General features: G+C 74.4%; 24 protein-coding genes and 1 pseudogene. 8 read left to right on the top strand and 17 right to left on the bottom strand.

The window, feature by feature from the left end; genetic code table 11:
- Positions 1-10: 10 nt before the first annotated feature.
- Positions 11-1,657 carry a phosphoglucomutase (alpha-D-glucose-1,6-bisphosphate-dependent) gene (gene pgm / locus DT076_RS00865; protein ID WP_114124763.1) on the top strand — a complete coding sequence of 549 codons (1,647 nt, stop codon included), beginning with the start codon at positions 11-13 and terminating at the stop codon, positions 1,655-1,657.
- Here the strand turns inward: pgm and DT076_RS00860 are convergent.
- From DT076_RS00860 to DT076_RS00850, 3 genes are all read right to left on the bottom strand, one after another.
- On the bottom strand, positions 1,654-2,196 hold the full coding sequence (locus DT076_RS00860) for a DUF1990 family protein (RefSeq protein ID WP_199538862.1): 543 nt from the start codon (positions 2,194-2,196) through the stop codon (positions 1,654-1,656). The two genes, pgm and DT076_RS00860, sit on opposite strands and share 4 nt — an antisense overlap.
- Positions 2,193-3,908, bottom strand: a complete 1,716-nt coding sequence (locus DT076_RS00855) for an NAD(P)-binding protein (protein WP_114124762.1) — start codon at positions 3,906-3,908, stop codon at positions 2,193-2,195. The genes DT076_RS00860 and DT076_RS00855 overlap by 4 nt, the downstream gene beginning before the upstream one ends.
- 67 nt (positions 3,909-3,975) lie before the next feature.
- Complete coding sequence (locus tag DT076_RS00850) at positions 3,976-5,685, bottom strand: acyl-CoA mutase large subunit family protein (RefSeq protein ID WP_114124761.1); 1,710 nt, start codon at positions 5,683-5,685, stop codon at positions 3,976-3,978.
- A gap of 132 nt (positions 5,686-5,817) precedes the next feature.
- Between DT076_RS00850 and DT076_RS00845 the strand changes: the two genes are divergently transcribed.
- Entirely contained in the window at positions 5,818-7,134 is a 1,317-nt protein-coding gene (locus DT076_RS00845) for an acylneuraminate cytidylyltransferase (RefSeq protein WP_114124760.1), read from the top strand.
- Positions 7,135-7,186: 52 nt separating this feature from the next.
- On the opposite strand, the pseudogene DT076_RS20325 reads toward DT076_RS00845, so the two are convergent.
- The 6 genes and pseudogenes from DT076_RS20325 to DT076_RS00825 form a co-directional block, all read right to left on the bottom strand.
- Positions 7,187-8,194: pseudogene (locus DT076_RS20325) on the bottom strand (DUF6716 putative glycosyltransferase); the annotation flags it as partial.
- On the bottom strand, positions 8,194-8,694 hold the full coding sequence (locus tag DT076_RS00840; RefSeq protein ID WP_114125179.1) for a MarR family winged helix-turn-helix transcriptional regulator: 501 nt from the start codon (positions 8,692-8,694) through the stop codon (positions 8,194-8,196). The gene DT076_RS00840 and the pseudogene DT076_RS20325, both read right to left, overlap by 1 nt.
- Positions 8,694-9,344: a PH domain-containing protein gene (locus DT076_RS00835; protein ID WP_114124759.1), complete on the bottom strand. Its 651-nt coding sequence runs from the start codon at positions 9,342-9,344 to the stop codon at positions 8,694-8,696. Before DT076_RS00835 ends, DT076_RS00840 begins: the two co-directional genes overlap by 1 nt.
- Positions 9,345-9,355: 11 nt before the next feature.
- Positions 9,356-9,511 (bottom strand): hypothetical protein, encoded by a 156-nt coding sequence (locus tag DT076_RS19260; protein WP_158548005.1) that lies wholly within the window; start codon positions 9,509-9,511, stop codon positions 9,356-9,358.
- 42 nt (positions 9,512-9,553) lie between these two features.
- Complete coding sequence (gene meaB / locus DT076_RS00830; protein WP_233493553.1) at positions 9,554-10,567, bottom strand: methylmalonyl Co-A mutase-associated GTPase MeaB; 1,014 nt, start codon at positions 10,565-10,567, stop codon at positions 9,554-9,556.
- Complete coding sequence (locus tag DT076_RS00825) at positions 10,564-11,757, bottom strand: acetyl-CoA C-acetyltransferase (protein WP_199538861.1); 1,194 nt, start codon at positions 11,755-11,757, stop codon at positions 10,564-10,566. Before DT076_RS00825 ends, meaB begins: the two co-directional genes overlap by 4 nt.
- A gap of 142 nt (positions 11,758-11,899) precedes the next feature.
- Between DT076_RS00825 and mce the strand changes: the two genes are divergently transcribed.
- From mce to DT076_RS00810, 3 genes are all read left to right on the top strand, one after another.
- Positions 11,900-12,400 (top strand): methylmalonyl-CoA epimerase, encoded by a 501-nt coding sequence (gene mce / locus DT076_RS00820; protein WP_233493552.1) that lies wholly within the window; start codon positions 11,900-11,902, stop codon positions 12,398-12,400.
- Between the two features lie 112 nt (positions 12,401-12,512).
- Positions 12,513-14,000, top strand: coding sequence for a DivIVA domain-containing protein (locus DT076_RS00815; protein ID WP_114124757.1), 1,488 nt, complete (start codon positions 12,513-12,515; stop codon positions 13,998-14,000).
- Positions 14,001-14,011: 11 nt separating this feature from the next.
- The gene (locus tag DT076_RS00810; RefSeq protein WP_114124756.1) at positions 14,012-15,127 is read left to right on the top strand and encodes an AI-2E family transporter; all 1,116 of its coding nucleotides are present in this window, start codon (positions 14,012-14,014) and stop codon (positions 15,125-15,127) included.
- A 21-nt stretch (positions 15,128-15,148) separates the two neighbouring features.
- Here DT076_RS00810 and nucS read toward each other — a convergent pair whose 3' ends face one another.
- Positions 15,149-15,859 carry an endonuclease NucS gene (gene nucS / locus DT076_RS00805; RefSeq protein WP_114124755.1) on the bottom strand — a complete coding sequence of 237 codons (711 nt, stop codon included), beginning with the start codon at positions 15,857-15,859 and terminating at the stop codon, positions 15,149-15,151.
- Between the two features lie 190 nt (positions 15,860-16,049).
- Between nucS and DT076_RS00800 the strand changes: the two genes are divergently transcribed.
- Both DT076_RS00800 and DT076_RS00795 read left to right on the top strand, forming a co-directional pair.
- Positions 16,050-16,328 carry a hypothetical protein gene (locus tag DT076_RS00800; protein WP_114124754.1) on the top strand — a complete coding sequence of 93 codons (279 nt, stop codon included), beginning with the start codon at positions 16,050-16,052 and terminating at the stop codon, positions 16,326-16,328.
- Between the two features lie 11 nt (positions 16,329-16,339).
- Positions 16,340-17,128, top strand: coding sequence for an alpha/beta fold hydrolase (locus DT076_RS00795; RefSeq protein WP_114124753.1), 789 nt, complete (start codon positions 16,340-16,342; stop codon positions 17,126-17,128).
- Between the two features lie 10 nt (positions 17,129-17,138).
- On the opposite strand, the gene DT076_RS00790 is transcribed toward DT076_RS00795, so the two are convergent.
- Together DT076_RS00790 and DT076_RS00785 are read right to left on the bottom strand one after the other, a co-directional pair.
- Positions 17,139-18,821, bottom strand: a complete 1,683-nt coding sequence (locus tag DT076_RS00790; protein ID WP_114124752.1) for a bifunctional 3'-5' exonuclease/DNA polymerase — start codon at positions 18,819-18,821, stop codon at positions 17,139-17,141.
- A 10-nt stretch (positions 18,822-18,831) separates the two neighbouring features.
- On the bottom strand, positions 18,832-19,734 hold the full coding sequence (locus DT076_RS00785; RefSeq protein ID WP_114124751.1) for an AraC family transcriptional regulator: 903 nt from the start codon (positions 19,732-19,734) through the stop codon (positions 18,832-18,834).
- Between DT076_RS00785 and DT076_RS00780 the strand changes: the two genes are divergently transcribed.
- On the top strand, positions 19,733-20,200 hold the full coding sequence (locus tag DT076_RS00780; RefSeq protein WP_114124750.1) for a VOC family protein: 468 nt from the start codon (positions 19,733-19,735) through the stop codon (positions 20,198-20,200). The two genes, DT076_RS00785 and DT076_RS00780, sit on opposite strands and share 2 nt — an antisense overlap.
- An 11-nt stretch (positions 20,201-20,211) precedes the next feature.
- Here the strand turns inward: DT076_RS00780 and DT076_RS00775 are convergent, their stop codons facing one another.
- Genes DT076_RS00775 through atpD form a run of 5 tightly spaced genes read right to left on the bottom strand, consistent with a single transcriptional unit; the run spans position 20,212 to position 23,932 of the window.
- Positions 20,212-20,922, bottom strand: a complete 711-nt coding sequence (locus DT076_RS00775; RefSeq protein ID WP_199538860.1) for a peptidylprolyl isomerase — start codon at positions 20,920-20,922, stop codon at positions 20,212-20,214.
- A gap of 5 nt (positions 20,923-20,927) precedes the next feature.
- On the bottom strand, positions 20,928-21,575 hold the full coding sequence (locus tag DT076_RS00770; protein ID WP_114124749.1) for a cob(I)yrinic acid a,c-diamide adenosyltransferase: 648 nt from the start codon (positions 21,573-21,575) through the stop codon (positions 20,928-20,930).
- 18 nt (positions 21,576-21,593) lie between these two features.
- Entirely contained in the window at positions 21,594-22,034 is a 441-nt protein-coding gene (locus DT076_RS00765) for a DUF2550 domain-containing protein (protein WP_114124748.1), read from the bottom strand.
- A gap of 19 nt (positions 22,035-22,053) precedes the next feature.
- Positions 22,054-22,467, bottom strand: a complete 414-nt coding sequence (locus DT076_RS00760) for a F0F1 ATP synthase subunit epsilon (protein ID WP_114124747.1) — start codon at positions 22,465-22,467, stop codon at positions 22,054-22,056.
- 1 nt (position 22,468) lies between these two features.
- Entirely contained in the window at positions 22,469-23,932 is a 1,464-nt protein-coding gene (gene atpD, locus DT076_RS00755; RefSeq protein ID WP_114124746.1) for a F0F1 ATP synthase subunit beta, read from the bottom strand.
- Positions 23,933-23,937 lie beyond the last annotated feature (5 nt).

Genomic DNA, 23,937 nt, shown 5'->3' with positions numbered 1-23,937 from the left:
GATGGGCGCCATGGCACACGAGCGCGCCGGACAGCCGGCCCAGCCCTCCGACCTCATCGACGTCGACGCGGTCCTCGCGGCCTACCACGACCGCGTGCCCGACCCGGAGGACCCGGCCCAGCGGGTGGTCTTCGGGACGTCCGGGCACCGCGGCTCCTCCCTCGACACGGCCTTCAACGAGGCCCACATCGCCGCCACCACGCAGGCGATCGTCGAGTACCGAGCCGATCAGGGCATCACCGGCCCGCTCTACCTCGGCAAGGACACCCACGCGCTGTCCGGGCCGGCCTGGCGGACCGCCATCGAGGTGCTGCACGCGGCCGGCGTCTCCGTACGGGCCGAGCGCGACGACGAGTACACCCCGACCCCGGCGGTGTCCCGCGCGATCGTCCGGCACAACGCGGGACGCCCGGGGTCGGCGGGTGGGGGCGCCCTGGCCGACGGCATCGTCGTCACCCCGTCGCACAACCCGCCCCGCGACGGCGGGTTCAAGTACAACCCGCCGCACGGTGGTCCGGCCGGCAGTGAGGCCACCAGCGCCATCGCCGCCCGTGCCAACGAGCTGCTGGCCGACCCGGGCGCGATCCGCCGCACCCGCTACGAGCGGGCGGCCGCCGACGTCGAGCGCTTCGACTACCGCACCGCCTACTGCACCGACCTGCAGCACGCCCTCGACCTGGACGCCGTCCGCGCCGCCGGGGTGCGGATCGGCGCCGACCCGATGGGCGGGGCGAGCGTGCAGTACTGGGAGTGGATCGCCGAGCGCCTCGGCCTCGACCTCACCGTGGTCAACCCCGAGGTCGACCCGCGCTGGGCGTTCATGACCCTCGACACCGACGGCAAGATCCGGATGGACTGCTCCTCCCCCGACGCGATGGCCTCACTGATCGCCAACCGCGACCGCTTCGACGTCGCCACCGGCAACGACGCCGACGCCGACCGGCACGGCATCGTCACCCCCGACGGCGGGCTGATGAACCCCAACGCCTACCTGGCGGTGGCGATCTCCTACCTGTTCGGCGCCCGGGACGGCTGGCCCCCGCGGGCCGGGGTCGGCAAGACGCTGGTGTCGTCCTCGCTCATCGACAAGGTGGCCGCCGAGCTCGGCCGGCCGCTGGTGGAGGTGCCGGTCGGGTTCAAGTGGTTCGTCCCCGGGCTGCAGACCGGCGAGCTCGGCTTCGGCGGCGAGGAGTCGGCCGGGGCGTCCTTCCTGGCCCGCGACGGCAGCACCTGGACCACCGACAAGGACGGCATCCTGCTCACCCTGCTGGCCAGCGAGATCACCGCCGTCACCGGCCGCTCCCCCAGCCAGCTCTACGCCGAGCTCGAGGCGCGGCACGGGGCGTCCAGCTACGCCCGCACCGACGCCCCCGCCACCCGCGAGCAGAAGGCCAGGCTGGCGAAGCTGTCGGCCTCCGACGTCACCGCCGACACCCTGGCCGGCGAGCCGATCACCGCGGTGCTCACCGAGGCCCCCGGCAACGGCGCGGCGATCGGCGGGCTCAAGGTGCAGACCGCCTCGGCCTGGTTCGCCGCCCGGCCGTCGGGCACCGAGGACGTCTACAAGATCTACGCCGAGTCGCTGAAGGACGCCGACCACCTGGCCCGGGTGCAGCAGGAGGCGAAGGCGGTCGTCGACGCGGTGCTCGGCGGCTAGCCCCGCCCCGACCGGGCCATCGCCGCCAGGTAGCGCCGCGCGGCGACGTGCTGGGCGAGCACGCCCACCGGCCCGGCCGCGCTCAGCCACCGGGTCGCCGGGCGCGACACCGCGCGGACGACTGCGTGCACGACGTCACCCGAGCGTTCGAGCAGGAACGCCTCCTCGCCCTGCTCGGGGTGGTCGTGCACCGCGACGTAGGCGAACCCGGAGCGGTCGGGCTCGTCCACGGTGGCGACCACCTGCACCGGAGCGGGCACCGGACCGAGCCACAGCACCGCGAACACCCCGACGCCGACGCGTGGGTGGTTGGGCCGCACGGCGAGCCCGGCCCGCCGGTGCACCTGCCAGGAGTGCAGCGCGTCCCGGGCGGGCTCGAACCGGGCCGCGGGGAAGGTGCGGGTGTGCTCCAGCCGGTGCCAGCCCGGCGCGTCCGGCAGCCCGCCCAGCGTGGCGCCGGGCCGCCACGGCGCGCCGACCCGCTGCAGCTCGGCCCGTCCCCAGCGGGCCGGGTGGTCGGTCATCTCCTCCTGGCTCACCGCGCGTCCTCCCCCTCGCCCGCCGCGCCGGCCTGCACCGCCTCGGGTCCGTCCGCGGGACGGGCCGAGAGCAGCCCGGCGAGCCCGGTGCGGGTCGCCACCAGCGCCAGCCGGTCACCCGGGTGCAGCTCCTCGCCGCCGACGTCCCAGCTCCAGGCGCCACCGCGCTGCTGCACCGCCAGCAGCTGCACCGCGCCGGGACGGGAGAGGGTGGCCGCCGACGTGCCGGCGGGCAGCTGCACCTGGGTGCCGACGGTCAGCTCGGTGAAGATCAGCACCCGCCGGCCGACCGGGAAGATCGTCTCGGAGTGCCGGCCCAGGGCGGCGGCCGCGAACGACGGGGCCGCCAGCACCGAGACGCTGCGGGTCGGGCCGAGGTCGAGCACCCGCTCGACCCGGGCGGCGAGGGCGTGGTCGAAGAGGCGGGTGACCACCCGCACCCGGGGGTTGGCCTCCTTGGCCACCATCGCGATCTCGAGGTTGGCCGCGTCGTTGTCGGTCAGCGCCAGCACCACGTCGGCCCGGGCCAGGCCGGCCGTCTCCAGGGCGGCGGCGTCGGTGCCCTCGGCCACCACCACCGGCACCCGCAGCTGACGGGCACGGCGCACCCCCGCGCCCTCCTCGTCGCGCTCCACCCCGACCACCGCCACGTTGCGGTCGTGCAGCCGCTGCAGCACCGACGTCCCGATCCGGCCCAGCCCGCAGACCACGACGTGGTGGCGCGGGCGGCCGCGGACACCACCGGTGAGGGCGGCCAGCCGGCTGGTCACCAGCAGGTCGACCAGCACCGCGGTGACGCCGGCCGACAGGGTCAGCCCGAACAGCTGGATCACCACCGCCCCGAACCGCGGGACCAGCGGCATCGCCTCCAGCTCGACGTCGACCCCGGTCTGGGTGGACTGGGTCAGCGCCAGGTAGACCGCCTGCCACCAGCCGACGCCGTTCGCCCGGAACCACACCACCGAGGCGAGGATGAGCAGCACCAACCCGATCAGCACCACCCGCACCTTCCGGTCCACCGCGCGACCCAGCGCCCCGACCAGCCCGGACGTCCGCACCCGGGTCGCCGACCCGGGGACCACCGCGGTGCCGAGCACCAGGTCGCCCTCGGCCGGCAGCAGCGCGGCGTCCCCCACCGCCGCGGTGCTCCCGAGAACCGCCAGCTGCTCCCCACCGACCCGGCTGCGCGACCCGGCCACCACTGAGCGTCCGGCCAGCTCGAAGGTCTGCACCTCCGAGCTCTCCAGCGCGGCAGCCACGATCGACGGGGCGGCCAGCTCGGCGGAGGAGAGGATGACGCACTCGCCGAGCAGCGGCTCCAGCCGGCGTCCGAGCTCGGGCTTGGACATCTCCAGCACCAGCCGGACGCCCGGGGCGACCTCCTCCACCAGCAGGGCCAGCTGCACCGCCCGGACGTCGTCGGACCCGAGCACCACCGCGCACCGTGCGCCGACCACCCCGGCGTCGCGCAGGTCGGTCTCGTCCAGCCGCCGGCAGCGACTGACCCGCGCACCCAGCCGCACCAGGTCGTCGTCGTGCTCGCCGTCCGGCCCGGCGGCGAGCACCACGACCTGCTGCCCGGCCTTGCGCAGCTCCTCGGCCAGCCGCACGGTCGTCGTGGTGACGCCGATCAGCAGCACATGCCCCGACGGTCGCTCCAGCGCTCCGGCGCCGCCGTCGTCCCCGCGGTCGCCGTCCCGCCCGCTCGCCATGGCCGCAGCGTAGACCGGGACCGGGTGCAACGGCCGGGCCCCGCGCGGGACCGGGACGCCGTGGGGCTCAGAAGCGGGCGGGCTCGGTGTAGCCGCCCCAGACCTCCCGCAGCGCGCCGCAGATCTCGCCCAGGGTCGCCTCGACCCGGACCGCAGCCAGCATCGGCTCGACCAGCGACGACCCCGCCGTCCCCGGCTCGCGGCCGGCCACCTCCACCATCGCCGCGATCGCGTCCCGGACGGCCCGGTCGTCGCGGGCGGCCCGGCGCGCGGCCAGCCGGCGGCACTGCTCGCGCTCCACCTCCGGACCCACCCGCAGGATCTCCAGCTCCGGGCTGACCGTCGCGGTGTGGGCATTCACCCCGACCACCCGCCGCTCCCCCTTCTCCAGCGCCAGCTGCTGGCGGAACGCCGACTCGGCGATCTCGGCGGTGAACCAGCCGTCCTCGATGCCGCTGAGCAGCCCGGCGGTGACCGGGCCGATCGGGTGCCCGCCCGCCCGCTCGCCCCGGCGCTCGATCTCGGCGAACACCGCCTCGGCCTCCTGCTCCAGCCGGTCGGTGAGCTCCTCCACGTACCAGGAGCCGCCGAGCGGGTCGGCGACGCTGACCAGGCCAGTCTCCTCGGCCAGCACCTGCTGGGTGCGCAGCGCGATCTCCGCCGACTGTGCGGTGGGCAGCGCCAGCGTCTCGTCCAGCGCGTTGGTGTGCAGCGAGCTGGTGCCGCCGAGCACCGCGGCCATCGCCTCGACCGCCGTCCGCACCACGTTGTTGTACGGCTGCTGGGCGGTCAGCGAGACCCCCGCGGTCTGGGTGTGGAAGCGCAGCCACTGGGCGCGCTCGGTGGTGGCGCCGAAGCGGTCGCGCATCCAGCGGGCCCAGATCCTCCGGGCCGCGCGGAACTTGGCGATCTCCTCGAAGAAGTCGATGTGGGCGTCGAAGAAGAAGCTCAGGCCCGGGGCGAAGCGGTCGACGTCCAGCCCGCGGGACAGCCCGAGCTCGACGTAGCCGAACCCGTCGGCCAGGGTGAACGCGAGCTCCTGCGCGGCCGTCGCCCCGGCCTCGCGGATGTGGTAGCCCGACACGCTGAGCGGCTTGTAGGCCGGCATCCGCGCGGAGGTGAACTCCATCAGGTCGCCGATCAGCCGCAGGTGCGGCTCGGGGGCGAAGATCCACTCCTTCTGCGCGAGGTACTCCTTGTAGATGTCGGTCTGGCAGGTGCCGTTGAGGGTGCTGACGTCCACCCCCTGGCGCTCGGCCGCCACCACGTACATGCACCAGATCGGCAGTGCCGGGCCCGAGATCGTCATCGAGGTGGTCACCGCGCCGAGGTCGATCCCGTCGAAGAGCACCTCCATGTCGGCGCAGGAGTCGACCGCCACCCCGCAGTGGCCGACCTCGCCCAGGCTGCGTGGGTCGTCGGAGTCGCGGCCCATCAGCGTCGGCATGTCGAAGGCGACGCTCAGCCCGCCGCCGCCGGCCTCGAGGATCATCCGGTAGCGCTCGTTGGTCTGCCGGGCGTCGCCGAAGCCGGCGAACTGGCGGATCGTCCAGGGCCGGCCGCGGTAGCCGGTGGCGTGCAGCCCGCGGGTGAACGGGAACTGCCCCGGCCAGCCGATCCGCTCGCTGCGCGGGTCGGCGGTCTCGTCGGGCGGGCCGTAGACCGGCTCGAGCTCCAGCCCGGAGAGGGTGGTGCGGTCGGGGTCGCGCACCCGTCCGGTGGCCACGGCCTCGTCGTAGGCGCGGCGCCAGCGTGCGCGTCCGGGGCTCGACGTCATCGGCGACCTCCTCGTCCTCGGCTCCGGGAACCGGTGCCACCACCATCCTAGGACGCCCTACTACCCGCCGCCGGGCCCGCGGCGCGACGCGACCGGCGTCCGCCCCGAGCCGCACCACTAGGGTGTGGCCCCGTGACCTGCATCGCCATCATCCCGGCCAGGGGCGGCTCCCAGGGAGTGCCCGGCAAGAACCTCCGCCCGATCGGGGGCATCCCGCTGGTGGCGCGGGCGGTCCTGTCCTGCCGGGCCGCGAGCGGGATCGACCACGTCTTCGTCAGCACCGACGACGCCCGGATCGCGGCCGCCGCACAGGAGGCCGGTGCCGAGATCATCCACCGCCCCGCCGACCTCGCCGGCAGCACCGCGAGCTCGGAGTCGGCGCTGCTGCACGCCCTGGACGAGGTGGCCGAACGCGGGATCGACCCCGAGATCCTGGTGTTCGTCCAGTGCACCAGCCCGTTCATCCGCGCCGAGGACCTCGACACCGGGGTGGCCATGGTGCGTGACGACGCCGCCGACAGCGCCTTCTCCGGTGTCGAGACCTACGAGTTCCTCTGGCGCGACGCCGATGAGAGCCTGCCGCCCGGCACCGGGCAGGTGGTCGGGCAGAACCACGACGCCAGCCACCGCCCGCGCCGGCAGGACCGTCGTCCGGACTTCCGCGAGACCGGCGCCTTCTACGTGATGCGCACCGACGGCTTCCGCCGGGCGAAGCACCGCTTCTTCGGCCGCACCAGCGTGGTGCCGGTCTCCGAGCTCACGTCGCTGGAGATCGACACCGTCGAGGAGCTGGCGCTGGCCGACGCCTTCGCCCGGGTGTTCGACCGGGGCCTCCACGACGACCCGGCGGCCCCGGACCCGATCGATGTGGACGCGGTGATCACCGACTTCGACGGCATCCACACCCCCGACACCGCCTACGTCGACCAGGACGGCCGGGAGACGGTGCGGGTCAGCCGGGCCGACGGGCTCGGGGTCTCCTTCCTGCGCCGCGCCGGGGTGCCCTTCCTCATCCTGTCGAGGGAGCGCAACCCCGTGGTCAGCGCCCGCGCGAGGAAGATGTCGGTGGACGTCCTGCAGGGCGTGGACGACAAGGCCACCGCCATCCGCAGCTGGATCGAGGAGCGCGGGCTGGACCCGCAGCGGGTCGCCTACGTCGGCAACGACGTCAACGACCTCGGGCCGCTGTCGGTGGTCGGCTGGCCGGTCGCGGTGCCGGAGGCCCACCCGCTGGTGCTGCGCGCCGCCCGGGTGGTCCTCACCCGGCCGGGGGGTGCGGGGGCGGTCCGGGAGCTGTGCGAGCGGGTGCTGGCGTCCCGTCCTGGGTCGGAGGAGCTGATCGTCGAGGTCGCAGGCGGCGCAGCCGGTTCGCGGCGTCCCACGCCCACCCCGGCAGCAGCAGACGCCCCTGGCGCCACACCCGGCCCCGGAGCCGACGCAGACCGGTGACCTGGGCGGGTCCCAGCGGACGGGCCCGCCGCCGGTCGACCAGCTCGGTCAGCCTCGGCACCCAGGTGTTGGCCTCGGGGGGGTGGAAGTAGTTCTCGGCCAGCCAGCGCTCGTCGGGCGGGCTGAACCGGCCGGCCCGCAGGTCGTCCAGACCGTGCAGCAGCCCGGACCCGCGGAACACCTCGTTGATCATCTCCGCCGAGACGCCGAAGTCGTCCAGCACGATGGTCGGCACCCCGGCGTGGATCGCCTCCAGGGCCGCCGTGGAGGAGACGGTGACGAAGCCGGCGGCGTCCTGCAGGGCCTCGGCCATCGAGCCCGCGCGGAAGGTGATCCGGTCGTGCGGCAGCCCCTCGCGCGCCGACAGCTCGTCCCACAGCGTCGCGTAGGGCAGCTCCTCGTGGTGGGTCTGCAGCTCGTGGGCCAGCGCCCGTACCTTGACCACCGGACGCAGCGGCGGCTCCACCGCCGCCAGCGCGCGCAGCACCGCCTCGCGCTCCCCGACCTCGCGCGGCACCTTGGCCTGGGCGGCGAAGACGATGTCGCGTCCCTCGGCGTGGTGGGCCCGCTCCTGCAGGAACGGCAGGGTGGCCAGCACGAAGTCCATCTGGTAGCCGCGGTAGGCCGCCTCGGCCGCGTAACCCCGCCGCTCGCGCTCGCTGTGCAGCACGAACAGGTCGGTGCCGCTGCGGAAGCGGATGCCCTTCCACCTCACCGGCCAGCTGATCCCGGGCAGCCCGGTCACCAGCACCGGTCGGTCCGGGCCGCGGAGCTCGGGGTACTCGAGCAGGGCGCTGATCACCGGTCCGGTGCAGGCCAGCAGGACGGCGTCGGGACGGGTGGCGCGCACCCGCGCCAGCAGCTCGCGCGAGCGGACCACCGGCAGGTCGGCCCCGGCCGCCGCCCGCACCTGCTCCGGCGACGGCGTGATCGGGGTGCGCAGCACCAGCACCTGCACCTCCCAGCCCTCGCCCAGACCGGCCACCAGCGTGACCGCCCACTTGAGGTAGGAGTCGCTGTCGGCCACCGCCAGCACCCGGCGGGGACCCGCGTCGGCCATCAGAAGTCGCCCGCGGCCGCGCGCGGACGCCGCAGCAGCGCAGAGAGCTGGTCGCACTCCTCCTCCGAGAGCGAGGTCAGCGCGAACCCGGAGTCGGTGATCACCCGGGTCGCCTGCTCCATCGTCTGCCGGCCCTGGTCGGTGAGCGCGGCGAGCACCGCCCGGCCGTCGTGGGGGTGCGGCCGGCGCTCGATCAGCCCGGCGGCGGCCAGCCGCTGAACCAGGGAGGTCACCGAGGTGGCGTGCACCTGCAGCCGTTCGCCGATCTTGCCCAGCGACAGCGAGCCGTGCCGGCTGAAGGAGAGCAGCACCAGCACCTCGTAGCGGGCGAAGGTCAGCCCGAGCGGACGCAGCCGCTCGTCGAGGTCGCTCAGCACCAGCTGGTGCACCCGCATCAGCGAGGTCACCGCGCGCATCCGCGCCGTCTCCGGGTGGTGCTGCGACCACTGCCGGGCCGCCCGCTCGATCGGGTCGAACGGCAGCGGGTTCCGCTCGGCCATCACCCTCCCCCTCGCTCGTCGCGGGTGCTCGCCCCGCGGTGGTCCCCGACCGGCCGGGGCGCGGGCACCGGTGCCGGTGCATGGGCCCGACGGGGTGCCGGCTCGGGTGGTCCGACCGGGACGTCGTCGCCCGACACTGCCATGGCCCGTCGCACGCCCGAACGCTGGATCACCCGTTGGATGGTGAGGTCACGCTCGTCGGGACGCCCCACCCAGCGGATGTCACGCAGGCCCTGGTCCTGGGCGGCGGACTCGAAGACGAAGTGGCCGTAGCCGAACACCCGGCCGACCAGCGGCTTGTGCACCGCGATGTCGAGGATCCGCTGGATCGGCATCGTCGCCAGGCGCTGGGAGAAGATCCCCGAGACCCGGAACACCCGCATGTTGGTGATGACGAAGCGGTCCATGTGGGCCAGCTGGATGCGGTACAGGCAGACCAGCGCGGCCAGCAGCCCCACGGCGAGCAGCAGCCACCAGCCGGACCCTGCCAGCGGCGCGGCGGCGACCAGACCGATGCACAGCACCAGCCCGGCGACCCAGCCGCCGTAGGCGAGCGGGTGCTTGTGCACCTCGTCGACCACCACCTCGCCCTCGTCGACGATCAGGTGCCGCCCGACGTGGGGGTCGAGGAAGTCGCTGAGGACGGACATCGGGCGTCCGGTCAGGCCGACAGCTGCTCGAAGAAGGTGGCGATGGAGCCGAAGGCGCCGAAGAAGGACCGGACGGCCGAGGCGGCGTCCTCGGGGCGGGTGAACAGGTAGAAGAGCGCGAACGCCACCACGAGCACCAGCACGATCTTCTTGACCCAGCTCATCATGACCTCGGGGAAGTAGGAGGACGGACGTCGCCCCTTTCTACCTCAGCCGGGCGGCCCGGCCGTGGACCCCGGCCCCCCGGGCGTGCCGCCGGAGGCCCTCCCGGCTGCCGAGAGCAGCCGGTCGGCGGCGGTGTGGGCGTCCAGCTCCCCGTCGCGGACCCGCTCGGCCAGCTGCTCGAGCAGGTCGCCGGTACCGGCCAGCAGCCGCCGCTGCAGGCCCGCCAGCGCCAGCGCCCGGATCTCGTCGTGGGCCCGGCGTCGTCGGCGGTCGGCCCACCCGCCGTCGCGCTGCTGGTGGTCCCGGTGCGCGTCCAGCGCGTCGAGCAGCTCCGCGGTGCCCTCCCCCGCCGCGGCCACCGTGCGCACCACCGGCGGGTGCCACACCTCCGGCCCCGGGCCGAGCCCGAGGGCCAGCATCGACCGCAGGTCGCGGACCAGGGCCTGCGCGCCGTCGCGGTCGGCCTTGTTGACGACGAAGACGTCGGCGATCTCCAGCACGCCCGCCTTGGCCACCTGCACCGCATCCCCGGTGCCCGGGGCCATCAGCACGCAGGTGGTGTCGACGCAGGCCGCCACGTCCACCTCCGACTGCCCCACGCCCACGGTCTCCACCAGCACCACGTCGCAGCCGGCGGCGTCGAGCACCCGCAGCGCGGCGGGGGCGGCGGCGGCCAGCCCGCCGAGGTGGCCCCGGGTGGCCATCGAGCGGATGAACACCCCCGGGTCGGTGGCGTGGTCCTGCATCCGCACCCGGTCCCCCAGCAGTGCCCCACCGGTGAACGGCGAGGACGGGTCGACCGCCAGCACCCCGACCACCTGGCCGCGGGCCCGCAGCGCGGCCACCAGGGCGGTCGTGGTGGTGGACTTGCCGACCCCGGGCGACCCGGTCAGGCCGACCACGTGGGCCCGGCCGGCGGTCGGCGCCAGCAGCCGCATCAGCTCGGGCAGGTGGGGTGAGCCGTTCTCCACCAGGCTGACCAGCCGGCCGACCGCGCGCGGGCGACCGGCCCGGGCCGCGGCGACCAGCTCCTCCAGCCGGGCGGGGGCGCCGCTCACCGGGCCCGCAGCAGCAGCGCGTCGCCCTGGCCACCGCCGCCGCACAGCGCCGCCACCGCCTGGCCGGCGCCGCGCCGGCGCAGCTCCAGCGCCAGGTGCAGCACCAGCCGTGCCCCGGACGCGCCGATCGGGTGGCCCAGCGCGATGGCGCCGCCGTGCACGTTCAGCCGGTGCTCGATCTGCTCCTCACCCAGTCCCAGCGCCCGCGCGCTGGCCAGCCCGACCGCGGCGAAGGCCTCGTTGATCTCGAACAGGTCGATGTCGCCCGGCTCGATCCCGGCCCGCCGGCAGACCGCGCGGACGGCCTCGGCCGGCTGCAGCTGCAGGCTCGAGTCGGGGCCGGCCACCTGCCCGTGGGCGACGACCTCGGCCCACGGCCGCAACCCGTGCCGCTCGGCCGCCTGCTCGCTCATCACCAGCACGGCGGCGGCACCGTCGGAGATCGGGCTGGAGGACCCGGCGGTGATGGTGCCGTCGGGGTGGAAGGCCGGACGCAACCGGGCCAGCGCGGCGGGATCGGCGTCGGCCCGCACCCCCTCGTCCCGCTCGACCAGGACGTCCTCGCCCCGACGTTGCGGCACCGGCACCGGCACGACCTCCGAGGCGAAGACCCCGTCCTGGGTCGCACGGGCGGCGAGGCGGTGCGAGCGCGCGCTGAAGGCGTCCTGGTCCTCCCGGCTGACGTGCAGGGCGCCGGTGTTGCAGGACTCGGTCAGCGCACCCATCGCCTGGTCGGTGAAGACGTCGTGCAACCCGTCGGCGGCCATGTGGTCGACCATCGTCACCGGCCCGTAGCGGGTGCCGGTGCGCGAGCCCGGCAGCAGGTGCGGGGCCCGGCTCATCGACTCCATGCCGCCGGCGACCACCACGTCGACCTCACCGGCACGGATCAGCTGGTCGGCCAGCGCCACCGCGTTGAGTCCGGACAGGCAGACCTTGTTCACCGTCAGCGCCGGCACAGCCATCGGGACGCCGGCCCGCACCGCGGCCTGGCGGGCCGGGATCTGCCCGCTGCCCGCCTGCAGCACCTGGCCCATGATCACGTAGTCGACCGCCGCCGGGTCGAGCCCGGCACGCTCCAGCGCGCCGCGGATCGCCACCGCGCCGAGCTCGGTGGCGGGCACCTCGCCGAGCGCCCCCAGCAGCTTGCCGAACGGGGTGCGCGCACCGCCGACGATCACCGACCCCATGTCCATGCCTCCTCGCACCCGGTCGCCCACCCGGCCACCGCCGTGGTGACCCGACCCAGCCTAACCACGACGGCCGGCACCGCACCCCGGCGGCGGCACGGGTGCGCGCCGGGTGCGGCCGGCGGTGTGAGACGGTGCCCCCGTGCAGCCCGACCAGCCCCCGGCCCCCGACGTCCCGCCTCCGGCGGAGGCGACCGGGCTGTTCGAGGGCATCGACCACGTCGGCTACGCGGTCACCGACCTCGACGAGGCGATCCGGCTGCACACCGAGGTGCTCGGGTGGCGCCTGGAGCACCGCGAGGTGAACGCGGAGCAGGGGGTGGCCGAGGCGATGCTGGTGGCCGGCGAGGGCGGTCCGGACCGGCCGCGCGTGCAGCTGCTCGCCCCGCTCACCGGCGACTCCCCGGTCGGACGCTTCCTGGCCCGCTCCGGCCCCGGCGTGCAGCAGGTCGCCTACCGGGTGCGCGACATCGAGCAGGTCAGCACGGTGCTGCGGGCCCGCGGGCTGAGGCTGGTGCACGACCGCGCGGTGCGCGGCACCGGCGGCTCGCTGGTCAACTTCGTGCACCCGCGCAGCACCGGCGGGGTGCTGCTGGAGATCGTCCAGCCGCCGGGGCCACCAACCGGGTCGGGTCCCTCCTGACCCGGCCGTCCCGGCGGCCGACGTTTCGTGGGACGCCCCGCGCCGACGACCCGCGGACGTCGGTCGCGCGCACTACTCTGGGCCCCGCAGCCGAGCCCGGAGGAGCCCCCACATGACCGTCGAGCAGCCCGGCCAGGGCCTCGAGATGTTCTTCGACCAGTCCGACGCCACCCGCTTCCGCCAGGTCCGCTTCGGGGGCTACGACAAGGGCGAGGTCGACCAGTTCCTCGTCGAGACCGAGCGCCGGGTGCAGGCGCAGCAGCAGCGCATCCTGCGCCTGGAGGCTCAGCTGGCCGAGGCCCAGCAGGAGGAGCAGACGGTCCCGCTGGCCGAGCCGCAGCAGGACATCGGCCACCGCGCCCAGGGCATCCTGCAGATGGCGGAGGAGGAGGGACGCCAGCGCAAGGAGGCGGCGGCCGTCGAGGCCGAGAACATCCTGACCGAGGCCCGGCGCCAGGCCCGTGAGCTGCTCGAGCAGGCCGAGCGGGACGCCGAGGACGTCCGGCTCACCACCCAGGCGCACGCGGACACCTTGCGCGCCCGGCTCGAGCGCGAGACCGGTGACGTGGTCGCCCGGGCCGGCACGGAGGCCGCCCAGCTGCTCGAGCGGGCCCACCAGCAGGCGGCGATGCTCGAGCAGGAGGCCGCCACGCTGGCCGAGCGCACCCGGGAGGCCGCGCTGCGCGACGCCGACGTCACCCGGCAGGAGGCGCTCACCCAGGCCGTGCAGTGGCGCCTGGAGGCCGAGCAGACCCGTTCGCAGCTGCTGACCACGCTGCAGGCCGAGCACGAGGAGGCCCAGGCCGCGCTGCAGGCCAGCATGGCGGAGCGGGCGGCCGCCACCGAGCAGGCCAACCGCGAGCTGGCGGAGATGGTCGCCGAGGCGGCCCGGATCCGCAGCGCCGCCGTGACCGAGGCCGACGAGACGCGGGCCCGGATGCTGCGCGAGACCGAGCAGCAGATCACCGTGGCCCGCCAGCAGGCCCGGATCAGCATGGAGCGCAACACCGAGCGGCACAACCAGGCCATCGAGGCGCTGCGACGCGAGATCACCTCGCTGCAGCAGCGTCGCCAGGCCATCGTCGACCAGCTGTCGAACCTGTCGGCGATGGTGACGGCGACGGCCGGGCAGTTCAGCGGACCCGACCTCGACCTGGACGACGCCGCGACGGCGGCGCCGGCCGGGGCCGACGAGCCGACCACCCAGCTGCCGCCGGTCGCGACCGCCCAGCTGGACGGGCCCGCAGCCGACGGCACCGGCCCCGACCCGGAGACCCTGGTGGACGCACCGGTCGTCGCGGACGGGGCCGCCGCCGGGCCGTCCGACGGGACCGACCAGCCGCAGCCGACCGGGGACGCCCCGGACGTGACCACCGTGGACCTGGAGCCGGTCGACGGCCACGACGCGTCGGCAGACGACGCCGAGGACATCGGCACCGGCCAGGGCGGGGACCGGCACGGTCCGCAGGCGCGCCCGGGCGCCGGACGTCCGGGCGGTCGTCAGCACCGTGGCGGTGGCCCCGGCCGGACGCCCGGCAACGGCTCCTCCGAGCGCTCCTCCGGCACCGGTCGGCCGGCCGGCACCCGTCCGGGTCGCTGAACCGGTCCCGGATGAGCGAACGCCCGCCCGAGCCGCGGCCGAAGGTGACCCCGGGCCCTCGCGACGCGCTGGACCCCGCGCGCCCGGACGGGATCCGGGTGCTCGTCGCCACCCCCTACCGGGTCGGCTTCTTCGGCTGCCTGGGCGTGCTGACCGCCTACGTGCTGGTCGAGGCGGCGCTGCAGGTCTCCTCGATCCTGCTGATGGTGCTGGTGGCGTTGTTCCTCTCCGTCGGGCTCAACCCCCTGGTCGAGCTCATCACCCGCCGGCGGGTGCCGCGGGTGGTGGCGGTGCTGCTGGTCTTCCTGCTGCTGGCGGCCGCGATGTCGCTGGTGGTGCTCGCGGTGGCGCCCGTCTTCACCTCCCAGCTCGACGAGCTGCTGCGCAACGCCCCGCGCTGGCTGGCCCAGCTGCGGACGAACCCGGTGGTGGCCGAGCTGGACGCGCAGTACCAGGTGATCACCCGGGTCAGCGACTTCCTCTCCTCCGGCGACCTCATCCAGACCCTCTTCGGTGGTCTGCTCGGCGCCGGCCAGTTCATCGCCAACGCGCTGGTCGCCACGCTGGTGACGCTGGTGCTGACGCTGTACTTCATGAGCTCGATGCCCTCGATCAAGCAGGTCGTCTACCAGTTCTCCCCCGCCAGCCAACGGGCCCGCGTGCGCTACCTGGCCGACCAGATCTTCAACCGGGTCGGCTCCTACCTGACCGGCATGTTCGTCGTGGTCGTCACCGCCGGCGTGCTGAGCTTCATCTTCCTCACCGTGATCGGGCTCGGGGAGTACGCGCTGGCGGTCGCCGCGGTGGTCTCGATCCTCAGCTTCATCCCGCTGGTCGGCTCGACCATGAGCCTGGTGCTCGTCACCCTGGTCTGCCTGACCAGCTCGGTGCCGCTGGGCATCGCCGGACTGGTCTACTACCTCATCTACCAGCAGTTCGAGGCCTACGTGCTCTACCCCCGGGTGATGGCCACCTCGGTGAAGGTGCCTGGCCCGGTCACCGTGATCGCGGCCCTGGCCTTCGGCACCCTGCTGGGCATCGTCGGCGCGTTGATCGCGGTGCCCACCGCCGCCGCCCTGCTGATCCTCTACCGCGAGGTGCTGATCCCCCGGCTCGACCGCAGCTGAGCGGTCCGGCGGGCGCGGAGGTCAGAAGAGGCGCTCCTCCGCCCGGTCCAGTCCGCGCAGGGCGTCGTAGTCGACGGTGACGCAGACGATCCCGCGGTCGGCGGCCAGCACGCGGGCCTGGGGCTTGATCTGCTGTGCGGCGAAGACACCCTGGACGTCGCCCAGCAACGGGTCGCGCCGCATCAGCTCCAGATAGCGGGTCAGCTGTTCCACGCCGTCGATCTCGCCGCGCCGCTTGACCTCCACCGCGATGTGGTGGCCGTCGGCGGTGCGGCACAGCAGGTCCACCGGGCCGATCGCGGTCATGTACTCCCGGCGCACCAGCTCCACCCCGGCGCCGAAGGTCTCGGGGTTCTCGGCCAGCAGCTGCTGCAGGTGCGCCTCCACGCCGTCCTTCTGCAGCCCCGGGTCGACGCCGAGGTCGTGCTCGGAGTCGTGCAGCACCTCAGCGATCGAGATCTGCAGGGTGTCACCGTCCTTGCCGGTGACCTCCCACACCTGGGTCAGCCGCGGGTCGAGGGCGTCCGCGACGGCCTGCTCGTCGGCCTCGGGCTCACGCACCTCGATGGTGCACGGCGGGCTCATCCAGTTCAGCGGCTTGTAGGCCCGGTCGTCGGCGTGGATGCTCACCGAGGAGTCCCGCTTGACCATGATCAGCCGGGTCGCCATCGGCAGGTGGGCGGTCAGCCGTCCCGCGTAGTCGACCTGGCAGCGGGCCACCAGCAGCCTCACCGCCGGGCCTCGCGTCCGGGCTCGGCGACGCCGTGGGCCGGGTGCCCGGCCGTCGCGGGTGCTGGGTGCTCGCTGGGGCTCACGGGCGCCGAATCTAGCCCCGGCACCCGACCGCGCCCAAGCCGGCGGACGCCGCGCCGGCCCGTGCGGCGCCGACGGTACGTTGGGGCGCGTGCGGGAGGTGGTCTGAGTGGGTCGCGGCCGTCGGGCCAGCAAGCACGCGCGCCCGCACCGCCCGCTGACCTCCGCGCTCGGCTCGGAGCGGGTGGAGACCGGCGACGGCAGCTGGGTGGTGCGCACCGTGCCGGGCGGCACCTCCGACAAGAGCTACGTCTGCCCGGGCTGCCAGCGCCCGGTCCCGGCCGGCACCGGGCACGTGGTGGCCTGGCCGACCGCGGGCCGCTTCGGCACCGAGCTGGGCGTGGGGGCCCGGCGCCACTGGCACACCGCCTGCTGGCGACGACGCTGAGGAGAGGACCCATGGCCGACCTGTTCACCACTTCCTTGGGCGGGGGCACCCCCGGCGAGCGCGGCAGCCGGGTGGTCTTCTGCCACGGCCTGTTCGGCCAGGGCCGCAACTGGACCCAGGTCGGCAAGGACCTGGCCGACGAGCACCGGGTGCTGCTGGTCGACCTGCCCAACCACGGCCGCTCGGCCTGGAGCGAGCGGGTCGACCACCTCGAGATGGCCGACGCCGTCGCCGCCCTGCTGGAGTCCGACGACCCGGTGACGCTGGTCGGGCACTCGATGGGCGGCAAGGTCGCGATGGCGCTGGCGCTGCGCCACCCCGAGCGGGTGGCCCGGCTCTGCGTGGTCGACATCGCCCCGGTCGACTACGGGCGCAGCGGCCCGTTCGCCGGCTACGTCGCCGGGATGCGGGCCATCGACCTGCCCACCCTGGGCTCGCGCGCGGAGGCCGACGAGCGGCTGACGGAGTCGGTGCCGGACCCGGTGGTGCGGGGCTTCCTGCTGCAGAACCTCCGGCGGGACGGCGACGGCTGGCGCTGGCAGATGAACCTCGACGTGCTCGGCGACCAGCTCGACGTCGTCAGCGGCTGGCCGGCCGACGCCCTGGCCGGTGTCCGCTACGAGGGCCCGACGCTGTGGGTGCGCGGGGAGCACTCCGACTACGTCACCGCCGAGCACGAGGACGCCGTCCGCCGCTGGTTCCCCCTCGCCCGCCAGGTGACGGTCAAGGGCGCCGGGCACTGGGTGCACTCCGAGCAGCCCGAGGTGTTCCTCTCCGTGCTGCGTCGTTTCCTCGACTGAGCCCCCGCCTTCACTTCGCCTGGCCGTAGTGCTCCACCACCGCGACCTGCAGCGGGAACTCCACCGCGGTGGCGCCGAAGAGCAGTCCGGTGGCCTCGGCGGCGGCGTCGTGCACGGCCGCCACCACGGCCTCGGTCAGCGGCTCCGGCGCGTGCACCACCACCTCGTCGTGCAGGAAGTAGGCCAGCCGCGCCGGAGGCCCGTCGCCACCCAGCGACCACAGCCGGGTGCGCAGGCCCGCCAGCCAGCACAGCGCCCACTCCGCCGCCGTGCCCTGGACGACGAAGTTGCGGGTGAAGCGGCCCCAGTCGCGGGCCCGCCGGCGGGCGTCGGCGCGGTCGGCCACGTCCAGGTCGGCCGGACCCACCTCTCCCCCGACGGCGGTCCAGTCGGCCTCCGACGGCGGCGGTGAGGAGCGTCCCAGCCAGGTGGTGACGCGGCCACCGGCCTCGCCGGTCCGGGCGGCCTGCTCGACCAGGGCCACGGCCCGCGGGTAGACCCGCTGCAGCCGGGGCATCAGCCGCCCGGACTCCCCCGATGTGGCGCCGTAGAGGGCGCCGAGCATCGCCACCTTCGCCTCCGCCCGGCTGGCCACCACGCCGTCGGCGACCAGCCCGGCGTAGAGGTCGGCCCCCGCGCCGGCGCGGGCCATCGCGTCGTCGCCCGACATCGCCGCCAGGATCCGCGGCTCCAGCTGCGACGCGTCGGCCACCACCAGCCGGTGCCCGGGATCGGCCACCACCGCACGCCGGATCTGCCGGGGCAGCTGCAGCGCCCCACCGCCGTTGGTGGCCCACCGTCCGGTGACCACGCCGGCGACCACGTAGTCGGGACGGAACCGCCCGCGCGGGACGCCGGTGACGTCCGGCTCGACGTGCACCCAGGTGTCGAGCCAGTGCCAGCCGTTGGCGGTCAGCAGCCGGGCCAGCTTCTTGAACTCCAGCAGCGGCCCCACCACCGGGTGGTCGAGCTGCTCCAGCTCGTGCTGGCGGGTGCTCTGCACGCCCAGACCGGCGGCGCGCAGCGCCTGCAGCAGCTCGGGCTGGGAGTCGGGGTTGAGCCGCGGCGCGTGCAGGAGCTCGCGGATCTCGGCGACCAGCGTCTCCAGCCGCTCCGGGCGCGCCCCGAAGGCGCCGGGGGCGCCCAGCAGCCGGCGCAGCTCGGCGTCGTGCACCTCCCGGCTCCACGGCATCCCGTCGGCCTTGAGCTCCGCGGCGACCAGTGCCCCGGCCGACTCGGCCGCCAGCAGCAGCCGCAGCCGGCCCGGCTGGTCGGCGGCGGCGAGCACGGCCCGCTGCCGGGCGTACTCGGCCACCACCTCCTCCAGCGAGGGACCGGTGGCCAGCTGGGGCAGGTCGAGCAGGGACGGCGCGCCGTCGTCGGGCGGGGTGTCGGGGGTGTGCCACGGTGTCTCGTCGGTCCACCGGCAGCGCTCGGAGCGGCTGAGCACCGCCCGGCAGAGTCGCAGGTCGTGGCAGCGCCGCAGCCGCAGCCCGGCCGCCAGCAGGTGCGGCACGAGTGGACGGCTGTCGGCCCACACCCAGCGCGGGCGCTGCTGCTCCAGACCGGCCAGCACCGCCACCCACCCGCCGTCGTCGGTGACCTCGGTGGCCCCGCTGTCGACAACCCGGCCGTCGGCGTCCAGGCGCGCCCAGCGGAGGGCCGACCCGCTCCAGCTCACTGCCACCTCCACCTGCGGGAGGCTAGTCGGCGGCTCCGACACCGGCGTCGCCCTCCCGCGGCGGACCGGCGGGGCGGTAGCGCGAGGGCGGGAGGCCGACCACCCGGGCGAAGTCGCGGCTGAGGTGGGCGTGGTCGGCGTAGCCGAGATCGGCCGAGAGCAGGGCCAGGTCGGGGGCGCGGCCGAGGTCGAGCGCGGCGGCCGCCTGCTGGAGCCGGCGCCGTCGCAGCACCCACAGCGGTCCGGCGCCGACGTGGTGCAGGAACACCCGCTGCAGGGTGCGAGCCGAGACGTGCAGACCGGTGGCCAGCGCCTCCACGGTGCGCACCCCGGGGTCCTCGATCAGGGCGAAGGCCCGACGCACGAGCCGGTACCCGGCGTCGGCCGCCACCGCGGCGGGGTCGTGCCGCCGCGCCACCGCCTCGACCAGGGGCTGCCAGGGGTCGTCGGCGTCCGCGTCGGTCGTGGCGACCTCGAGGACGTCGCCGGCCGGCAGCACGCGTCCCGCCCACGCCCGGGCAGCGGTGCCGGTGAGCACGCTCAGCCCGCCGGGGTGGAAGGCCAGCCCGTGCACCACACCGGCCACGGGGAGCTCGACCTCGAACACCTCCGGCACCAGTCCGTGCAGCAGCACCGTCGGGGTGGGGTGGCCGTGCAGCGGCGCCGGCGCGTCGGTCTCGTCGGTGGCCGCTTCCGCGGTCAGGTGCACCACCGGGTCCGACAGCACCCGCGCGGTGTGCGGCCGGCCGGGTGCTCGCTCCCAGCGGACGCGCCAGCGGTGGGACAGGACGTCGGCGAGCGGGCCCTCGACGTCCTCGCGCAGGGTGTCGGCCACCTGCTGGTGCGCGGCGGGACGCAGCACCCGACCGAGCTGTCGCGGATCTTCAAGCGCCACGGCACCGTCCCCGGCCAGGCTGGTCGGCATGAACGCACACGTCCCCGCCGGTCACTCCTCGCTGACCCCCCTGCTGGTCCTGCACCGCGCCGCCGAGGCGATCACCTTCTACACCGACGTCCTCGGCGCCCGCCCGGTGGTCCGGATGGACGGCCCCGACGGCACGGTCGTCCACTGCGACCTCGACCTCGGTGCCGGACGGTTCACGGTGATGTCCCCGTCCGAGGAGTACCACACCCGGGCACCCGACCCCGACGACGACACCGTCAGCTCCAGCCTGGGCGTGTTCGTGCCCGACGTGGACGCCACCACCCGGCTGGCGGCCGAGCGCGGCGCCACCGTCCGGGAGCAGCCGACCGACTTCGTCAACGGCGTCCGCTTCGCCTCGATCCGCGACCCGTTCGGCGCGCGCTGGACGCTGATGACGCAGGTCGAGCCCAAGACCGACGCCGAGGTGCAGGCCGCGCTGGACGCCTGGGCCGCCAGCTGGGCCTGACCGGCGTCCGCTCAGCCGATGGTGACGGTGGAGATCTCCGAGGGGTTGTTCGGCTTGCCGCCGCCGACCTGGCCGAAGCTGCCGTCCTGGCCCTCGGTGGCGATCCGGGCCACCACGCCGATCGAGGCCTCGTCCATGGTGCCGAGCACGGTGTAGTCCGGCGAGAGCTGGGAGTCCTCGTAGACCAGGAAGAACTGCGACCCGGTGCTGGCCGGCTGGCTCGTCCGGGCCATCGCCACCGTGCCGGCGCCGTAGGTCTCCTGACCGGTCAGCTCCTCGGCGAAGCGGTAGCCCGGGCCACCGGAACCGGTCGCGGTGGGGTCGCCGCACTGCAGCATGAACAGCCCGCCCGAGTCGCTGAGGCGGTGGCAGACCGTGTCGTCGTAGAAGCCCTGGGTGGCGAGGGAGACGAAGGAGTGCACCGCGCAGGGCGCGGCACCGCGGTCCATCGTCACCGTGACCGGTCCCTGGTTGGTCTCGATGGTGGCGACCACCTCACCGGTGGTCTCGACCTCGCTCGACGGCGGGTCGACCGGCCGGGCCGGCTGGCCCTCGGGCAGGTACTCGCACAGGGCGCCGACGGGCGCGGACTCCTGGCCCTGCGGGGCGTCGGCGGTCGCCTCCGGTTCGGGCGCGTCGTCCAGGGAGCTCTCCGGCGGGCTGCACGCCCCGAGCACGACGACACCGGCGGCGAGCAGGAGGGGGAAGGTTCGCTTCGGCACGGGCGTCACCCTGCCACATCCGTCCCCGAGTCGGCGGCCTCCGGTCGCCTGCCGCGTCCGCTGCCGGGCACCCACAGCGTCTCCCCGTCCGGGACGGCGAGCCGCCGTGCCAGCACGAACAGCAGGTCCGACAGCCGGTTGAGGTAGGTCAGAGCCAGCGGGTTGAGCCCGCCCGGGGCGGAGCCGTCGGCCGGTGCGGGGTCGGTGCCGTACACCGCGACCGCGGCCCAGGCCCGTCGCTCGGCTCGGCGGGTGACGGTGCGGGCCACGTGCAGGGCGGCGGCTGCCGGCGTCCCGCCCGGCAGCACGAAGGAGCGCAGCACCGGCAGGTCCTCGGAGAACTCGTCGCACCATCCCTCCAGCCGCTGCACGCTGTCGGCGACGATCCGCAGCGGCTCGTGCGCGGGGTGCTCGACCAGCGGCGTGGACAGGTCGGCGCCGAGGTCGAACAGCTCGTTCTGCAGGTGCTCCAGCACCTCCTGCAGCTCGGGCTCCAGCCCGTAGGCCAGCGCCACCCCGAGGTGGCTGTTGGCCTCGTCGACGTCGCCGTAGGCCTCCACCCGCGGGTCGGTCTTGTCGGTCTCCGACAGGTTCGACAGCCGGGTGCGCCCAGCGTCACCGGTGCGGGTGTACACCCGCGAGATCGTCACCATGGGCGACAGGCTAGGCGGTCAGGTCGGGTAGTCGTCGCGCGGCGGGGCCGCCTCCAGCCAGGAGAGGAACCCCGTCACCGACTCCGAGTTCATCGCCAGCTCCAGCTGCTCCTGGCCGCGCCGCGACACCTGGACCACCTGCTGGTCGCTGTAGAGCACCACGGCCTCCGAGCCCTCCGGTGGACGCCGCCGCACCAGCGCGGTGCCCTCCCGCGGGATCCGCACCCGGGGTCGCAACGAGAGGGAGAAGACCCGGAACCAGTCCAGGTTCTCACCCTCGTAACGCGCGACTCCGAGCGCCCAACCGGCGCCCGGAGTCGTGGTCTGGATCCGCATGGAGCACTCGAACATGCTGCCCGCGCGGGAGAGCCAGCGCCGGCGCAGCCCCATCAGGAGCAGCGGCAGGACCGCCAGCACCAGCAGGCCGAAGACGATCTCGACGACCGGCAGCCACTCCATAGCTGAAGACTACCGACGCTCACCTGGCCCGCTCGGCGGCCTTCACCCGGGCCTGGGCCCGGGCGATGGCGGCCTGCAGCTCCGGGTCGTCCTCGCCCGCGCCGGCCCGGCCGAGCAGCTCGTCGAGCTCGGAGCGGGCACGGCCGGCGTCGACCTCGCTGCTCATCGCGGCGTACTCGCTGAGGATCGAGACCCGGTTCTGCGCCACGGAGATGAAGCCGCCGTCGACCGCGACCACCTGGCGTCCGCCGCCCTGCTCGACGATCTCCACCCCCGAGGGCACCAGCACCGCCAGCACCGGGGAGTGCCCGGGCAGGATGCCGATGTCGCCCTCGGTGGTGCGCGCGGTGATGGAGGTGACGTCGCCGGACCAGACGGCGCGGTCGGCGGCCACCACCTCGACGTGCAGCACGCTGCTGCCGGGCTCGGCCACCTCAGCCCTCCTTCTGCATCCGGGCCCAGTTCTCCTCGACCATGTCCATACCGCCGACGTTGAAGAAGGCCTGCTCGGCGATGTGGTCGACCTCACCGTCGCAGATCATCTTGAACGACTCGATGGTGTCCTTGAGCGGGACGGTCGAGCCCGGGATGTTGGTGAACTTCTCGGCCATGTAGGTGTTCTGGCTGAGGAACTGCTGGATCCGGCGGGCCCGGTTGACGACGATCTTGTCCTCCTCGGACAGCTCGTCGACGCCGAGGATCGCGATGATGTCCTGCAGCTCCTTGTTGCGCTGCAGGATCTGCTTGACCCGCACGGCCACGTCGTAGTGCTCCTGACCGATGTACTGCGGGTCGAGGATGCGGCTGGTCGAGGTCAGCGGGTCCACCGCCGGGTACAGACCGCGGGAGGCGATCTCACGGCTCAGCTCGGTGGTGGCGTCCAGGTGGGCGAAGGTGGTCGCCGGGGCCGGGTCGGTGTAGTCGTCGGCCGGCACGTAGATCGCCTGCATCGAGGTGATGGAGTGACCGCGGGTGGAGGTGATCCGCTCCTGCAGCTGACCCATCTCGTCGGCCAGGTTGGGCTGGTAACCCACCGCGGACGGCATCCGGCCGAGCAGCGTGGAGACCTCCGAGCCCGCCTGGGTGAACCGGAAGATGTTGTCGATGAAGAGCAGCACGTCCTGGCTCTGCACGTCGCGGAAGTACTCGGCCATGGTCAGCGCCGACAGCGCCACCCGGAGCCGGGTGCCCGGCGGCTCGTCCATCTGGCCGAAGACGAGGGCGGTGTCCTTGAGGACGCCGGCCTCCTCCATCTCGTTGATGAGGTCGTTGCCCTCACGGGTGCGCTCACCGACCCCGGCGAACACCGAGGTGCCACCGAAGTTGTGGGCGATCCGGTAGATCATCTCCTGGATGAGCACCGTCTTGCCCACGCCGGCGCCGCCGAACAGGCCGATCTTGCCGCCCTGGACGTAGGGGGTGAGCAGGTCGAGCACCTTGATGCCGGTCTCGAGCATCTCGGTCTTGGACTCGAGCTGGTCGAACTTCGGGGCGTCGCGGTGGATCGGCCACCGCTCCTCGATCTGGATGCTGGCCGGGTCGGCGTTGAGCACCTCACCGGTCACGTTCCAGACGTGGCCCTTGGTGACGTCGCCGACCGGCACCGAGATCGGCTGGCCGGTGTCGCGCACCTGGGCGCCGCGGCGCAGACCGTCGGTGGGCTTGAGCGAGATCGTCCGCACGATGTTGTCGCCCACGTGCAGGGCGACCTCCAGGGTCTGGGTCCGCTTCTCCCCCATCACCTCGAGGTCGACCAGCAGAGCGTTCATCAGGTCGGGCATCTGGTCGGCGGGGAACTCCACGTCGACCACGGGGCCGATCACCCGCGCGACCCGGCCGATGCCGGTGCCGCTCGCGTCGCCGTACCCCGACTGGGTGTCGTTGATGGTGGCAGTCATTGTTC

Origin of the sequence: Desertihabitans brevis (assembly GCF_003327535.1) — a bacterium.
Lineage (GTDB): Bacteria > Actinomycetota > Actinomycetes > Propionibacteriales > Propionibacteriaceae > Desertihabitans > Desertihabitans brevis.
The sequence above is the reverse complement of the archived record's forward strand: the minus strand, read 5'-3'. Positions and strand labels throughout refer to the sequence as shown.

Coding starts and splice junctions, on each gene's coding strand:
- pgm (WP_114124763.1), top strand. CDS start 11: ATGGCACACGAGCGCGCCGGACAGCCGGCCCAGCCCTCCGACCTCATC.
- DT076_RS00855 (WP_114124762.1), bottom strand. CDS start 3,908: ATGGCGAGCGGGCGGGACGGCGACCGCGGGGACGACGGCGGCGCCGGA.
- DT076_RS00850 (WP_114124761.1), bottom strand. CDS start 5,685: ATGACGTCGAGCCCCGGACGCGCACGCTGGCGCCGCGCCTACGACGAG.
- DT076_RS00840 (WP_114125179.1), bottom strand. CDS start 8,694: ATGGCCGAGCGGAACCCGCTGCCGTTCGACCCGATCGAGCGGGCGGCC.
- DT076_RS00835 (WP_114124759.1), bottom strand. CDS start 9,344: ATGTCCGTCCTCAGCGACTTCCTCGACCCCCACGTCGGGCGGCACCTG.
- DT076_RS19260 (WP_158548005.1), bottom strand. CDS start 9,511: ATGATGAGCTGGGTCAAGAAGATCGTGCTGGTGCTCGTGGTGGCGTTC.
- DT076_RS00825 (WP_199538861.1), bottom strand. CDS start 11,757: ATGGGGTCGGTGATCGTCGGCGGTGCGCGCACCCCGTTCGGCAAGCTG.
- DT076_RS00815 (WP_114124757.1), top strand. CDS start 12,513: ATGACCGTCGAGCAGCCCGGCCAGGGCCTCGAGATGTTCTTCGACCAG.
- DT076_RS00810 (WP_114124756.1), top strand. CDS start 14,012: ATGAGCGAACGCCCGCCCGAGCCGCGGCCGAAGGTGACCCCGGGCCCT.
- DT076_RS00795 (WP_114124753.1), top strand. CDS start 16,340: ATGGCCGACCTGTTCACCACTTCCTTGGGCGGGGGCACCCCCGGCGAG.
- DT076_RS00780 (WP_114124750.1), top strand. CDS start 19,733: ATGAACGCACACGTCCCCGCCGGTCACTCCTCGCTGACCCCCCTGCTG.
- DT076_RS00785 (WP_114124751.1), bottom strand. CDS start 19,734: ATGCCGACCAGCCTGGCCGGGGACGGTGCCGTGGCGCTTGAAGATCCG.
- DT076_RS00770 (WP_114124749.1), bottom strand. CDS start 21,575: ATGGTGACGATCTCGCGGGTGTACACCCGCACCGGTGACGCTGGGCGC.
- DT076_RS00765 (WP_114124748.1), bottom strand. CDS start 22,034: ATGGAGTGGCTGCCGGTCGTCGAGATCGTCTTCGGCCTGCTGGTGCTG.
- atpD (WP_114124746.1), bottom strand. CDS start 23,932: ATGACTGCCACCATCAACGACACCCAGTCGGGGTACGGCGACGCGAGC.